Source organism: Pseudoalteromonas sp. SG45-2 (assembly GCF_014164115.1).
GTDB classification, from domain to species: Bacteria; Pseudomonadota; Gammaproteobacteria; order Enterobacterales; family Alteromonadaceae; genus Pseudoalteromonas; species Pseudoalteromonas distincta.
The window spans coordinates 82,432-96,631 of sequence record NZ_JACJEO010000005.1; the positions used below are offsets into that span (position 1 = coordinate 82,432).

The 14,200-nt window shown below is 39.7% G+C and carries 16 protein-coding genes; 6 read left to right on the forward strand and 10 right to left on the reverse strand.

Annotated elements, in window-relative coordinates:
• Positions 1–14 precede the first annotated feature (14 nt).
• Genes H5116_RS04660 through lnt form a run of 4 tightly spaced genes read left to right on the forward strand, consistent with a single transcriptional unit; the run spans position 15 to position 3,974 of the window.
• Complete coding sequence (locus H5116_RS04660) at positions 15–1,073, forward strand: PhoH family protein (protein ID WP_002958543.1); 1,059 nt, start codon at positions 15–17, stop codon at positions 1,071–1,073.
• Between the two features lie 4 nt (positions 1,074–1,077).
• The gene (gene ybeY, locus H5116_RS04665) at positions 1,078–1,536 is read left to right on the forward strand and encodes an rRNA maturation RNase YbeY (RefSeq protein ID WP_182671337.1); all 459 of its coding nucleotides are present in this window, start codon (positions 1,078–1,080) and stop codon (positions 1,534–1,536) included.
• Positions 1,537–1,558: 22 nt separating this feature from the next.
• Positions 1,559–2,443, forward strand: coding sequence for a CNNM family magnesium/cobalt transport protein CorC (gene corC / locus H5116_RS04670; RefSeq protein WP_002958541.1), 885 nt, complete (start codon positions 1,559–1,561; stop codon positions 2,441–2,443).
• Positions 2,424–3,974, forward strand: a complete 1,551-nt coding sequence (gene lnt / locus H5116_RS04675) for an apolipoprotein N-acyltransferase (RefSeq protein ID WP_182715645.1) — start codon at positions 2,424–2,426, stop codon at positions 3,972–3,974. Before corC ends, lnt begins: the two co-directional genes overlap by 20 nt.
• Before the next feature lie 492 nt (positions 3,975–4,466).
• On the opposite strand, the gene H5116_RS04680 is transcribed toward lnt, so the two are convergent.
• From H5116_RS04680 to H5116_RS04705, 6 genes are all read right to left on the reverse strand, one after another.
• A complete protein-coding gene (locus H5116_RS04680; protein ID WP_182715646.1) occupies positions 4,467–4,763 on the reverse strand; it encodes a hypothetical protein in 297 nt (98 codons plus the stop codon).
• A gap of 7 nt (positions 4,764–4,770) precedes the next feature.
• Positions 4,771–5,055 carry a hypothetical protein gene (locus H5116_RS04685; protein WP_182673867.1) on the reverse strand — a complete coding sequence of 95 codons (285 nt, stop codon included), beginning with the start codon at positions 5,053–5,055 and terminating at the stop codon, positions 4,771–4,773.
• A 24-nt stretch (positions 5,056–5,079) separates the two neighbouring features.
• On the reverse strand, positions 5,080–5,535 hold the full coding sequence (locus H5116_RS04690; RefSeq protein WP_182715647.1) for an ATPase: 456 nt from the start codon (positions 5,533–5,535) through the stop codon (positions 5,080–5,082).
• An 82-nt stretch (positions 5,536–5,617) separates the two neighbouring features.
• Positions 5,618–6,472, reverse strand: coding sequence for an alpha/beta hydrolase (locus tag H5116_RS04695; protein WP_182197455.1), 855 nt, complete (start codon positions 6,470–6,472; stop codon positions 5,618–5,620).
• A 29-nt stretch (positions 6,473–6,501) separates the two neighbouring features.
• Positions 6,502–7,512 (reverse strand): RDD family protein, encoded by a 1,011-nt coding sequence (locus tag H5116_RS04700; protein ID WP_182715648.1) that lies wholly within the window; start codon positions 7,510–7,512, stop codon positions 6,502–6,504.
• A 153-nt stretch (positions 7,513–7,665) separates the two neighbouring features.
• Complete coding sequence (locus tag H5116_RS04705; RefSeq protein WP_182715649.1) at positions 7,666–8,751, reverse strand: alkene reductase; 1,086 nt, start codon at positions 8,749–8,751, stop codon at positions 7,666–7,668.
• Between the two features lie 180 nt (positions 8,752–8,931).
• Here H5116_RS04705 and H5116_RS04710 point away from each other — a divergent pair, with 180 nt between their 5' ends.
• Both H5116_RS04710 and H5116_RS04715 read left to right on the forward strand, forming a co-directional pair.
• Positions 8,932–9,708 carry a hypothetical protein gene (locus H5116_RS04710; RefSeq protein ID WP_182715650.1) on the forward strand — a complete coding sequence of 259 codons (777 nt, stop codon included), beginning with the start codon at positions 8,932–8,934 and terminating at the stop codon, positions 9,706–9,708.
• 67 nt (positions 9,709–9,775) lie between these two features.
• Positions 9,776–10,300, forward strand: coding sequence for a CIA30 family protein (locus H5116_RS04715; protein ID WP_024594700.1), 525 nt, complete (start codon positions 9,776–9,778; stop codon positions 10,298–10,300).
• Between the two features lie 144 nt (positions 10,301–10,444).
• Here H5116_RS04715 and H5116_RS04720 read toward each other — a convergent pair whose 3' ends face one another.
• From H5116_RS04720 to H5116_RS04735, 4 genes are all read right to left on the reverse strand, one after another.
• Positions 10,445–10,699, reverse strand: a complete 255-nt coding sequence (locus H5116_RS04720; protein WP_182715651.1) for a hypothetical protein — start codon at positions 10,697–10,699, stop codon at positions 10,445–10,447.
• Positions 10,700–10,724: 25 nt separating this feature from the next.
• Positions 10,725–11,201, reverse strand: a complete 477-nt coding sequence (locus H5116_RS04725) for an FKBP-type peptidyl-prolyl cis-trans isomerase (RefSeq protein WP_024594701.1) — start codon at positions 11,199–11,201, stop codon at positions 10,725–10,727.
• Positions 11,202–11,203: 2 nt separating this feature from the next.
• A complete protein-coding gene (locus tag H5116_RS04730; protein ID WP_024594702.1) occupies positions 11,204–13,627 on the reverse strand; it encodes a Lon protease family protein in 2,424 nt (807 codons plus the stop codon).
• Positions 13,628–13,704: 77 nt separating this feature from the next.
• Positions 13,705–14,163: a zinc ribbon-containing protein gene (locus tag H5116_RS04735; RefSeq protein WP_002958528.1), complete on the reverse strand. Its 459-nt coding sequence runs from the start codon at positions 14,161–14,163 to the stop codon at positions 13,705–13,707.
• Positions 14,164–14,200: the final 37 nt, after the last annotated feature.

Consider the following 14,200-nt stretch of genomic DNA (forward strand, 5'->3'; position numbering starts at 1 on the left):
TATAGGAAGCAATTTTGAGTAATCAGTTAAAAACATTAGAGATTTATTTAGAACCTGCCGATAACAAACGCCTTTCTTCTTTATGTGGCCCGTTTGACGAAAACATCAAACAAATTGAACGCCACCTGGCTGTTGAAATAATTCACCGTGACAACTTTTTTAAAGTAACCGGTAAACTACACAACTGCGCCGGCGCTGTAGAAATCTTAAAAAACCTTTATGTTGATACTCAGCCAGTTCGTGGTGTTTTAGGCGAAATAGAACCCGACGCCGTTCATTTAGCTATTACCGAATCAAAAGCCTTAGAGCAAGATGCATCCAGCAGCGCTTATGGCAAAGAAATGGTTATTAAAACCCGCCGTGGTGTTATTAAACCACGTAACGACAACCAAGGTGTTTATGTGGCTAATATTTTAAACCACGACATTACCTTTGGTATTGGCCCTGCAGGTACTGGCAAAACTTACCTTGCAGTTGCAGCCGCCGTCGACGCTCTTGAGCGCCAAGAGATACGCCGTATATTACTAACGCGCCCTGCTGTAGAAGCTGGCGAAAAGCTTGGCTTTTTACCTGGCGATTTAAGTCAAAAAATAGACCCATACCTGCGCCCTCTTTACGATGCTCTTTTTGAAATGCTAGGTTTTGAAAAAGTAGAAAAGCTCATCGAAAAAAATATCATCGAAGTCGCACCGCTTGCTTACATGCGCGGACGTACTTTAAACGATGCCTTTATTATTTTAGATGAAAGCCAAAATACCACCGCCGAGCAAATGAAAATGTTTTTAACCCGTATAGGGTTTAACTCAAAAGCGGTGATTACAGGCGATATTACACAGGTCGATTTACCTCGTGGCACACGCTCAGGCCTTCGCCATGCAATTGAAGTGCTTGATGGCGTAAACGAAATTAGCTTTAACTACTTCAAAGCCCACGACGTAGTACGTCACCCTGTTGTAGCACGCATAGTTGAAGCCTACGAGCGAAACGACGAAAGCGAGCGACTTAAGCGCATTGAAAAGCAAAATGCGAAAGACGCACTCGCTGCTCTTCAACAGCCTACTACTAAAGAGTAATACTTTGACAACCGAACTTGATTTACAAATAGCCTGTGAGTTTGACAACCTCCCAAGCGAGGAACAATTTGCACTATGGGCTGACAAAGCCCTTAGCCAATACCGTGACGAGTCCGAACTCAGTATCGTTATTAGCGACGAAGCGCAATCGCAACAACTTAATAACGACTATCGCGGTAAAAATAAACCGACCAACGTACTGTCGTTCGAATTTGAAGCACCACCAGGCATAGATATTCCTTTGGTTGGTGATTTAATTATTTGCCCAGCCATTGTATTAGCTGAAGCAATTGAGCAAGAGAAGTCATTTCATGACCACTTTGCTCACATGGTTATTCACGGATGCTTGCATTTGCTTGGATTTGACCATATAAAGAGTGAAGACGCTTTAGAGATGGAAAGCATCGAAAAGCAAATACTTGCAGAGCTAAACATAGCAGACCCATACCGGGACGATATTTAAATTAACGGAGCAATTAGACGCAATGAGCGACGGTAACTCGCAATCTAGCCAGGGTTCTTCTGGCAAAACGTGGTTGGGCAGAATAGCCCAAATGTTGCAAGGGGAACCCCAGAATAGAGAAGAGCTGGTCGAAGTTATTGCCGATGCGCAAGAACGAGACGTAATCGATCCAGAAACAAAAGAGATGATAGAAGGTGTGCTTGGCGTGTCTGAGCTTAAAGTGCGAGACATAATGGTTCCGCGCTCACAAATGATCACTCTTGAGATCGACAGCCCGCTTGAAGAACTAATTCCAATGATGGTTGACTCAACTCACTCACGTTTTCCAGTGGTGATTGAAGACAAAGATCATGTAGAAGGTTTTTTACTCGCTAAAGATTTATTGCCACTGATCTTAAATAAAGACGAGCATTTACCATCAATACGCGATTATTTACGCCCAGCAATGGTAGTACCTGAAAGCAAACGTGTTGATACATTGCTAAACGAATTCCGTCAGCAACGCTACCATATGGCTGTAGTTATTGACGAATACGGCGGCGTATCGGGCTTAGTAACGATTGAAGATATTCTTGAAATAATTGTTGGCGAAATCGAAGATGAGCACGACGAAGAAGAAGAACATCAAGATATTCGTCAACTTGCTAAACATGTCCACGTAGTGCAAGCACTCACTCCTGTAGATGACTTTAACGAGCATTTTAAAACAGGCTACAGCACAGACGAAGCCGATACTATTGGCGGAACTGTACTGCACGCATTTGGCCATATGCCAAGCCGTGGTGAAACGATTGACATAGAAGGTTACCAATTTAAAGTAACCAACGCCGACAATCGTCGTATTTTGCAACTGCAAGTCACCGTTCCTAAGGCTGATGATAACGACAGTGAAGAAACTGCTAACTAGACTTACCCTATTAGCAAAAGACAAAAAAGCATGGCTCGCACTCGTTGCGGGCCTTGTTTTAACTTTTGGCTATGCCCCTTTTGAAATTTGGCCCATCGTATTTATTAGCCTTGGCGCCATAATTTTTTGCATTAATCCCAATAATACCGGTAAAGCACACGCAAAAACCGCCGCTAAATATGGCTTTATATTTGGCCTAGGCTGGTTCGGTGCAGGTATAAGCTGGGTACATGTTTCTATTGCCACCTTTGGCGGTATGCCGCTTATAGCGTCGCTCTCGTTAATGGCTTTTTTGTGTTCATACTTAGCATTATTTCCCGCACTTGCCTTTTGGGCAGCTACACGCTTTGCCAGTGGCCCTAAAAGCTTTGGCGCATTACTAATTGCCTGCTTTGCAATTAGTGAGTATTTACGTGGCACCGTACTTACCGGTTTCCCGTGGTTAAGTTTTGGCTACACACAAACCGACGGAACTTTAAGGCTGCTTGCCCCTTATATTGGCGAGTTTGGCTTAACACTAACATGTGTGGCTATTGGCTTTGCACTATATAGACTTACCCAAAAAGATTTTAAAACCCCGGCGGTTACTGCGACAGCTGTTGCGCTTATTTTTACAGGTGCAAATACCACAGGCAGCATTCATTACACAGATCAAAACATGTCAGTATTGCTCGTACAAGGCAACATACAGCAACACCTGCGCTTTGAGCCAAGTGAGTTTTGGACCACAATGAGCAAATACCAAGACATGACACGCCCACATTGGGATGCCGACTTAATAGTATGGCCAGAAGCCGCAGTGCCTGAAATAGAAATGCTTGCCGATTCCTACCTAGCCAATTTAGACAGTGCCGCCTCGTTTAATAAAACCGCCCTTGTAACCGGTATTGTTGACTACCAGCGAGACACCAAAAATATATTTAACACACTTATTGTGGTCGGTAATAAAGAACGCGGCGACGAGCATGGGCATTACCATTACCTTGATAAAAACCGCTATCAAAAACACCAGCTATTACCCATTGGTGAATTTGTACCGTTTCAAGATTTTTTGCGCCCTATTGCCCCATTATTCGATTTACCTATGTCATCATTTACCCGTGGCGACAAAGTGCAAAACAACTTACGCGCCAATGGCTATAACTTACTCCCTGCTATTTGCTACGAAATTGTTTTTGCCGACTTAGTACGCGGTAATTACAAAAGCGATTCCGACCTACTCTTTACAGTAAGTAACGATGCCTGGTTTGGTGACTCTATTGGGCCTTTGCAACACATGCAAATAGCCCGTATGCGCGCGCTCGAACTACAACGCCCTCTAGTGCGTGTTACTAACAATGGTGTAAGCGCCGTATACGACCCTATAAGCCACACACAACAAACCATGCCTCAGTTTGAAGCTACCATATTGAAAGCCAAAATTAAGCTTATAAAAGGCGACAGCGTGTACAGCCAATACGGCAATGTGTTTGTGTGGGGATTTGTGTTGTTGATGGGAGTTGTTGGGTTTGGGGTTAGGTTGAGAAAGTGAATTAAAATTAATAGCTGTCGGTGGACAGCTATTTAAAAAAGTGTTTATTGTTGGGTTTCGCTTCGCTCTACCCAACCTACGCAAATTTACTTTTTAATCTAGCCTATGCTAAAAATATAGCGAATGCCTCGTTCTATTTTTATTACTTGATGCTGTTCAACATCAGGCCTAAACAATTTAATTCAATTATAAATGATGATTTGATTCTCATAAACAAACTCACCCCTAAGTTGCATGCTTTAGCGCAATATATTGAGTATAAAGTGCCTAACGGTCTTAACTTTATTGGTATACAGTTTTATTTTACTCCCCTGTGGGAATTCAATTATGTACGCATCAAATTTAAAAAGGGCTAACATTCGACACAATAATATTTTATCGTAACTTGACGCGCCCGCAGCCAGCTAAATAACTTACTTTGTATAAAATCTCATGTAAAAATAGTAACTAGAAGTTTGACTCCTACTTTTAATTTATATTTAAAAAAAGAACCTACTGGTTATTTCTGTATTTCTTCAAATACTTTAATGCTTGAGCACAGTTATATTGTGCACTTTTGTAGGTTAAAAGCATTTCGCAAGCCAGCATACTACCAGGTGAGTTATTACAAATATCATTTAAACGCATCAGCTCTTTATTTAAAACTTGTGTAATCTGGTCATTTGAATACTTTTGAAGAGCCATATCAATTGCACTTATAGTTAAATTCAAAGATGAGTCCCTATTTGATGAAAAGGGATTCGATGTTACTTTTACACATTTTAAAATTTCTTTATTATCACTATTCACCGAGCACCTATTTATCAAGGAACATTTTAATAATTGTTTGTATCTTACTAATTGTTTCTAAACTCGCTCGACGCTCTGCTGATAAACAACTGTAATTACCGATATTATTAAAGTGAATTATCGTTTTAGATAGCGCTTCATTACCAAGCTTTAGATAATTATTGACCTCTTCATCTAGTAGTTTATAAGTTGCAGCTGTTTCAGTATGCATAGAACCGCTAAGTTGTTGAATATAATAATCATCATTATTTTTCAATAAATACCACAAAGAACCTACTTCAATGAGCTTCATAAAGCCTGCCTTATCCTTTATAACTTAAAAACCAAGCCACTTAAACTTTAGCTTTGCTGAGTGCACTCTACTCACCTGTGGCCTCAGTAGATTACAATGAATATCAATATAGCTACTTTTATTTGGTTCTATAAAAATGTCGTCGCTTTTACCTAAACAATTACCAACAAACTTTCCGTTTTTATCGAATGTAGATGCTATAACACCACCTGCATATATGCTTTCATTGGTGATATTTTTTAACTCGGCAGTTATTCTTACTCGCCCATTTTCTTTAAAAATATCAGAAAGGGTAAGTTTATAATCACTATTTAAGTCGTCAGTGCCCTCCAATGCTTTATTGGATACCTGCCCTTTAAAGCCACTATCAACTTCTGCGGCTATTGTTAGCGCGTACACACTGATACCACCGAGTGTTGCTATTACAAACCCTATCCCCCAAAAAAAGCCCTTTATAGCCTCATTAAAATTATTACTCATTTAATTCCCTTTTAATTTTTCACTACTAAATTTCGTTAACAATATACCCAAAATTACTCCTTTCACTAACCTAGTATATAAATTAAAACTTATTTTTTAATAAGCTTTTTAAACCATAGTACCAACTAAGCGCTGCCACCGTGCCATGAGTTTCTTCTTCAAAGTAACGTTGATTTATATATAAACTGTTACTCGGGTGCGCTTTTAGTTTTTTAGCAAGCTCTAAGCCCCATTTATAATTAGCCTCTCCAATTTCACCAAAAGCTGCATTATTAGCAAAAGTAAAATATACATTGCCTTTAAGCTGCTTATTTATAAGCTGTTGCTCGTCAAAATAACGATTGAGATAATTATTATCCCAAAGGTAGGTTGCATCAATAATTAAGTAATCAGTAAATAAAGAGTGATTGGTAAGTAAAACATAACTTGCGAACAAGCCGCCGAAAGATTCCCCAATTAATACCTGCTTATTTGATGTACGGTAATTTTTATTAATGAAGGGAATAAGTTCTTTTTCAAAAAAAGCGGTGTAGTTTGCGGCATTGCCAATGTTTTCAAATTTTTCGAGTAGCTTGCCGTTAAAAGTCCAATCGACATTGGTAGGGGTAAAGTCGCGCTCTCTTATCGCATTTTTACTATTAGGAACAGCGACAATAATTGCTTGTTGAATTTGTTTTTCTAGCCGCTCAGTACTGAGTGCTTCAACAAGCCCCGCTAAGGCTTTTAAATGGGTTGGGTCGCCATCAAGCAAGTAAATAACAGGATATACTAGTTCGAGGTTTTGCTTGTAGCTTGGCGGTAAATAAACACTATAACTGCGCTGCTCACCTAAAATAATAGACTTAAGCTGATGTTTTTTTGCTAACACAATATTTTCTGACGCATACGAAGCAGTAATAAAATACAGATAACTAAACGCCATTAATAAAGCTTTCATAACCATCCTTGTAATTAATAAGAGCAAACTTAACTTTTTACAGTCTCTTCTACCGTTTCAACATTTACAACTTGATTCAAGTTGCCTTTAATAACCACTGTTGCTGATATTTTATCTTGAATGGCTTGTCTGTTTGGGTCCCAATATATCTGTAAAAACCCTAACAAGCCTGTGGCAAAGCCTGCGCCGTAGCCGCCGTAGCGACCAAAACAATCTAATAAACCTAATGGCTCACCGCTTAAGGCAACCACACGAATATTACATACCTTTTTACCCGGTGTTTGGCCGCGCCAAAGTAACGAGAACAACGTAAAGTAAACAGCAGCCCAGCCAAAACCTAAGCCTAAGTCTTGAATAATGCCTTTGCTCCACTGCAAAATACTATTTGTGCTTGTTTGTGCAGGTTTTTCTTCTGTTAACTGTGCAGGCTTTATTTCGTTATTTTCACTGAGCACTAATAGTTGTAAAAGTACGGTAGCAAGTTGTGGGCTTTGTAGGTCGTCCATTTCTGCTAATTTGGGAACTTGCCCAATTAAATTATCAAACGCGTTTTGTTGGCAAGGTTGCTCACAGCTTTCATCAGCTGTTTGCGCTAAATAAGTATTTACCTGTTGTTTTTCTGTGGCGGTAAGCTGTATTTCATCTTGTATTTTTACGCCCTGAACAGCTAAAGCTTGATCAGCGTTATCGTCTTCTAGGTAATCAATGCCAATTGAAAGCACAGTAAGTGCGCTTACAAATAAAATACTTGCTGCCGTTATTTTTAAGATTCTTCGCCACACATTCGACATTTTTGGAAGGTATTGCTGTGCCGTACCTTTATAAAAGGCCATTGCAGCAACAAACGCTATTAAAGCAGCGCTAAGCTTGGCCGCTAAAAATATCAGTGCAACATCAATAATAATCGCTAGTGCACGCCGAATTGGCGTAGCTAAAGGCAAGCCCAGTAAAGCGCTGTCAATTTTAAAAGCGTAGGGTGTAATAACTTCTCGGGTTTCAGAATTTGATAATTCTAATTGTTCTATTTCTGTGGCTTTCATTTATTTTCTTGTTATTAAAATAGGTAACCCGGTTAACTTACGCGTTTTTTATTTTTTGCTCAAGGTAAAGCTATTAGAATCAATGCACAAAAAAAGGGCTGCATAAAATGCAGCCCTTCATGTTTTTACTCAATGTTAATTACTTACTAGCAATTATACCGTTGGATAATCGGTGTAGCCTTGTTCTGCGCCACCAAACAAAGTGTCGGGGTTGTGGCTGTTAAGTGGCTTGCCTTGCTTTAAGCGTGCTGGTAAGTCTGGGTTTGATACAAACGGGCGACCAAAGCCAATCATGTCGGCCCAGCCTTCGCTAAGTGCTTTGTCTGCGCGCTCTTTGGTGTACTTGCCTGCGTAAATTAATACTCCACTGTAGGTTTTGCGAATCGATTTTTTAAATTCGACACTCATTAAAGGTGCGTCATCCCAATCGGCTTCGGCTATATGCATGTAACCTACACCGGCTTTATTTAATGCCTCAGAAACCACTAAGTAAGTTTCTTCAGGGTTTTCGTCTACTGTGCCATTAAGAGTTGTTAACGGGGCAAGTCTTACGCCTACTTTACTGCTACCAATTTCGTCGCTAACAGCATGTACCACTTCAATTAAAAAGCGTATGCGGTTTTGCACACTGCCGCCATATTCATCGGTGCGAGCATTTGACTCTGAGTCTAAAAATTGATTAATAAGGTAACCATTTGCAGCATGAAGCTCTATGCCATCAAACCCTGCATTAACTGCATTTTTAGCTGCTTGGCGAAATTCACCTATGACATGCGTAATATCTTGTTTGCTCATTTCGCGTGGGAGTTGGGTGTCTACAAACCCCGGTGCGCCGTTTGTATCTACAAATACTTTTACGTCTTTTGCGGCAATGGCCGATGCAGAAATAGGCTGCACGCCACCAGTGTTGTCACTGTGGGTAACACGGCCAACATGCCAAAGCTGAGCAAACATCACTCCACCAGCGCTATGTACTGCGTTTGTTACTTTACTCCAGCCTGCAACTTGCTCATTTGAATAAATACCCGGAGTCCAAGCGTAACCTTTACCAAGCTCACTAATTTGTGTTCCTTCGCTTACAATTAGTCCGGCACTTGCGCGCTGTGCGTAATATGTTGCCATTAAGTCGTTAGCTATATCGCCAGGCTGCGTTGAACGCGAGCGAGTCATTGGGGGCATAACAATACGGTTTTTTAATGTTTTACCTGCAAGTTCTATTGGTTCAAAAAGTAATGTCATAATGCCTCCTAAGTTTGATTGCGCTCATAATAACGTAACCAAGCACATGCAAAAACAACAAAAACTGCAAAATAGTTTTGTTGTATCTGCAATAAAGCCACAAAGTAAAACACATTAACTTTAGGTGAACTAAATGTATTTTATTGACTCTTAACAGCACTATTAAGTAGAGGGTTTGATGTGAATAAAGGGAATGCATGGCCGTGGGTTATCTCGTTGTGTATACACGCTATTGTGTTGTACTTTTTGTTTTCGCAATCTATTAAAGTTGCGCCGCCAAAGCAGGAAAAAAACGCAATAATACAGGCCTATGTTACGGTTAATTTAGCAAGCCTACCTAAGCCAAGCTCAGTTGTTACAACAACCAATGCGCCTGATATAAAACCTGTAAACACTAAAACTAATGCACCAAATTCAGCAACCTCTAACACTACACCTATAAAAAAAGATTCTACAAAAGCCAAAGTAAGGGTAACTAAAAAAACGCAAGCCAAAACCATCACGTTACCAAAGGCACAAACAGAGCTTAAAAAAGACCCTGTAAAACCTGTAGAACCCCTGGTAGCGGCGCCTTCAGAGCCTACAATAAAAGCTTCTCAAACATTTAAAAAGCTAAATCCATACGCGCCGCTATTTGGCTCTCCTGTAAATAATATGACTCATAAAAAAATGGTCTCCTTTGGTGAAGATAAAAGCTCTGAAAATGAAGAGATAAACAATAAGCCCACAATTAAAACGCCAGTAAAATCTGATAATTCAGAAGTTATTAGCCAAAATACAACAGGCACACGACGATTAGAAAAATTTAACGGTAAATGCTATTTAATTGATACTTCAACCGTATTTGGTAGTAATGGCATGCCTCAAGGTAGCGGTAAACCCTGCCCTGAGGATAAAACTGATAAAGAAATTATGTTTGAAAAAATCATGAAAAAATGGAGCCGTAAAAATAATTAGCTTTAAATAAGTGAACAAATAATATGTTTATCCGTATTGATAAGCTTAAAGTACTTAGGAGTAAGCCATGATCACCAAACAACTATCATCACTTTTTGTATTTAATTTATTAGTTGTAAGTGCACAAGCGAATGCAAACCAGCGCTGGTACGTTATTAACGACTCAGTAATGGGCGGTGTATCTAATAGCCAAGTAACACAAACTCAAGAAAGTTTGCTTTTTACAGGCAATGTTTCGCTTGATAATAACGGCGGTTTTGCATCAATACGTACAGAGCTAAATACACAAAGCCAAAATACTAAAGCTATAGCGCTGCGTGTTAAAGGTGATGGACAAATCTATCAGCTCAGGCTCAGAACTACCAATTACCTTGATGGCGCAGCGTACACTCACTCATTTAAAACGGTAAAAAATGAATGGGTAGATATAAACTTTGCTCCGAGTGATTTTACTTTAACGTATCGCGGCCGCGTGCTTGAGCAACAACCGATTATTGATTTTGACGATATAAAACAGCTAGGCTTTATGATTGCAGGTAAGCAAGAAGGTAAGTTTAAACTTGAAGTGGGTAAAATTGAGTTTAAAAGCTAATCAAGCAGCAAGCTTTGGCATTGAGCGGTGTAATCATGAGCGCGAGTGGTTGCGCTACTTTCGGTGTACTATTTAGCCCTACTAGCAAAAAGCCCCACTTTATTAAAGTAGGGCTTATACCAATTTATTAAACTAACTCATTGCTTACTCAGTGCTTTGGTTATCTTGTGAGAGCGCAATAAGTACAAGCGCCGCATTTAGACGAGTATTTAAATTATTATAAATAGTCATTCCAAACACACCGATAATACAAACTATTAAACCCATTTGTAGGTTAACGCTCATCTCTAGTAAAAAAACAGCTGCAACTAGTAAGCATAGCGCTAATGCATAAATAATAGATTGAAAGGTAAAGTTAATATCACCTTTGGCTATTTTAAGTAATTCATCTTTATTCATAATTTACTTCCTTGTTATTTAATCACTAAGACTCAATTGCCAGTAACTCTACTTCAAAAATAAGTACTGAGGCAGGAGGAATACTCCCTACACGTTTTTCGCCGTATGCTAATTGGTGCGGTACATAAAAAATGTATTTATCACCTGGGCTCATCAGTTGTAAGCCCTCAGTCCAGCCTTTAATCACTTGGTGCAAGCCAAAACTAATCGGTGTTTTACGCTCTACTGAGCTGTCAAACACCGTGCCGTCGATTAGTGTGCCGTGGTAATGCACGTTAACCATACTTGTTGGGCTTGGTGTGTTTTCACTCTCACCTTTGTGTACTATTTTGTACTGCAAGCCAGAAGCTGTTTCTACTACACCTTCTACTTTTGCGTTAGCGGCTAAGTAATCGGCCCCTATTTGTGCATTTATGCCTGCTTGTTGTTTTGCTTTTTTACTATTTTGAAATATTAAAAAACAAAAAATGGCGATAACCACCGCCAAAATTATATTGATCATTATTAACCTTTTTCGTTATCTAGTTCTTCGTCTTTTTCGTCATCGTTATCGCCATTAACTATGTCGGCAATTTCTTTAAGGCGAGCAAGCGCAATTCCGTTTACTGAGTTTTCTGGATACTGGTCATCAATAATATCGCCAGCTTCTATATCCATTAACAGGTTCAGCGCTTGGTCTACGGTTTCAACTGCGTAAATATTAAATTTACCCGCTTCAACTGCATTAAGTATTTCATCATCAAGCACTAAGTTAACTTGGTTTGATTTAGGAATGATAACGCCTTGCGAACCTGTTAAGCCACGCATTTTACACAGTTTGAAAAAGCCTTCTATTTTTTCGTTTACGCCACCAATAGCCTGTACATCACCATGTTGGTTAATAGAGCCTGTCAGTGCAATTGATTGGCTAATAGGTAGGCTTGTAATAGACGAAATAAGCGCACACAACTCTGCCAAAGATGCACTATCGCCATCTATATAACCGTAGCTTTGCTCAATAGCGATATTAGCGCTAAGCGTTAAGCTAAAGTGCTGCGCGTATTTATTACCTAAATAACCGGTAAGTAGCATTACCCCTTTTGAGTGAATTGCTTTACCAAGCTCGGCTTCACGTTCAACATCTATTACGCCATCGGCGCCAGCATAAACCGTTGCCGTGATACGCGCAGGGGTACCAAATGAGGTATCGCCAATGTGTAATACGGTTAAACCATTTACTTTACCAATGGCTTGGCCGTCGGTTGCAATAAGTGTGTGACCTTCTTTTATATCGCTTAGCATATTTTCACTAATTTGGCCGGTACGGTATTGCTTACCTTCAATGGCTTCATCAATATGATGCGCATCTACAACAGTTAATTTATCTTGTTTTGCGTAGTAACTTGCCTCTGCAACTAATTCAAGTACATCAGCAAAGCGCGCAGAAAGCTTATTGTGATGCTCTGCTTGGCGGTAGCTAAACTTAAGTAAACGCACCATAGCTGCTTGTGTGGTAGTGCACTTTAATGTTTGCTCGCAGTACTCGGTAACTTTAGTTATAAATTGGTACTGTAATTTATCGCTACTTGGTAAGTAGTAATCAAAGTCAGCTAATACTCTAAATAACTCTGCAAACTCTTCATCGTATTCACCTATGGTGTAATACAGTTCGCGCGAGCCTAATAAAATAATTTTTACATCAAGCGGTATAAGCTGCGGGCGAAGTGTAAAACTACTACCTACTGAGCTATCTTGATACGGTAAGTCGTTTTTAATTTGATGCGTTTTAAGCGAAAGTTTTAAACCATCCCACACTTGAGGGTTAGCCATTACCTTTTCAGCATCCATAATTAAATAACCGCCATTAGCACGGTGCAATGCTCCCGGCTGAATAGAGCGATAACTGGTAATTAAAGACCCTTGCGATGTGGAATACTCAATTTTACCAAATATATTACCAAATGTTGGATTGGGCTCGTACACCACGGGTGCTGCATCGTCTTCTTTAAACTCAACTAAAATATTAGGTGCAAAAAAGTCGGTAAGCATGCCTTTACGATCAAAGTCTTCTTTGCTTTCTTCGCTTTCGTCTTCGTCATCGAGCCACTCAAGTACCGCGTCTATAATTTCAACGCGTATATCTTTTAAATAACGCAGTACACCAATATGAGTTGCATATTTATGTTCTAAGTCTTTTAAAAGCGGTTTTGTGGCCTGCTCTGCAGTCGACTTTTTAAGATTACGCTGTTTTTCTTTTGATTCGCGCTTCCAGCGTGGCAGCTCAATTAACGCTTCTATTAATGCATCTTCTAGCTTTTCAATTTTTTCAAAAAACTCTTCGCGTAACGTTTCTTCAAGTTCGCCAAATTCGCTATCGCTTAATTGTTTACCATCTACAAGCGGTGCAAACCCAACTGAATTTTTTTCTTCGACTAATGCAACACTTTGCTCAAATGCCGCAATTTCTACTGCAGTAATAGCGCTGTCGTAGGCATCGTTAAATTCACGGTCGATTGATTTTTTTTTGCGTTGGTATCCTGGGTTATCAAATGCAGCAGGAAATGTGTCGAGTACTTCATCTAAAAATGAATCTATGTCGTCACTAAGTTGCTTGCTTTGACCTGCATGCATAAACAGCGCGATAGGCTCTCTGTGATCATCGTAATTATTTACGTATAACCATTCGTTTGGTGTTGGGCGGTCTTTTGCGTGTTGCTTAAGTTTATCTTTAACAAGCGTAAAGCGCCCATGGGCAGCCTCGCCCATTACATAAACGTTGTAACCAGGTAGTTCCATCCCTAAAGAGAAATCTAAGGCACTTTGGGCGCGTTGTTGGCCTATAAATGTTAGTTGCTCGGGGTATGGATTGCTCATACACGTATGTACGTGATTAGTAGAAATACTCGGTGCGAGCTTTGAAACAGATAGTGGCAGCAATTTTTTCGTCATTCTAACTTCTTTTTTTACCAACATATTCGCTGGCCTTTGGGCGTATTAAGTGGCCCGCAGCCACTTAATAATTATATTTAAGGGTGCAGCGCCTTACGACTAAAATAGATTCCATCACATTCAATACACGGTGTAATTTGTGTCGCGTGATAAACATCGTAACTATGGGTGCAATTCTTACATACTAATGTGCCCATGGCTATCCATTCGCCTGCGTGATACACACCATTGTGCTTAAAATCTTGACTAAGAGATTGCCACTCAAGCTGAGTTTTATCTTCTATGTGCGAAAGCTCAAACCATAAGGACTCTTTAAGCTCTTGCCATGCAAGCGAATTATAGTGCGATTCGTTTTCTTGGACATGTTCTATATCGCGCTGTAAATAACTTTTATATAAAGCGTATCTTTCTTGCCCTAAATCTTTAAGTGCCTGCTCAGATTCAACAAATCGAGTAACTGCGTCTTTTACTTCATGATCTTTTACATCTTTTAGCCATTTGGTTAAATCGCCAAGCCATGCTTTATAATCTGCCATTTTTTACTCCTTCAAAATTGCTGTTAAATCACCCTAT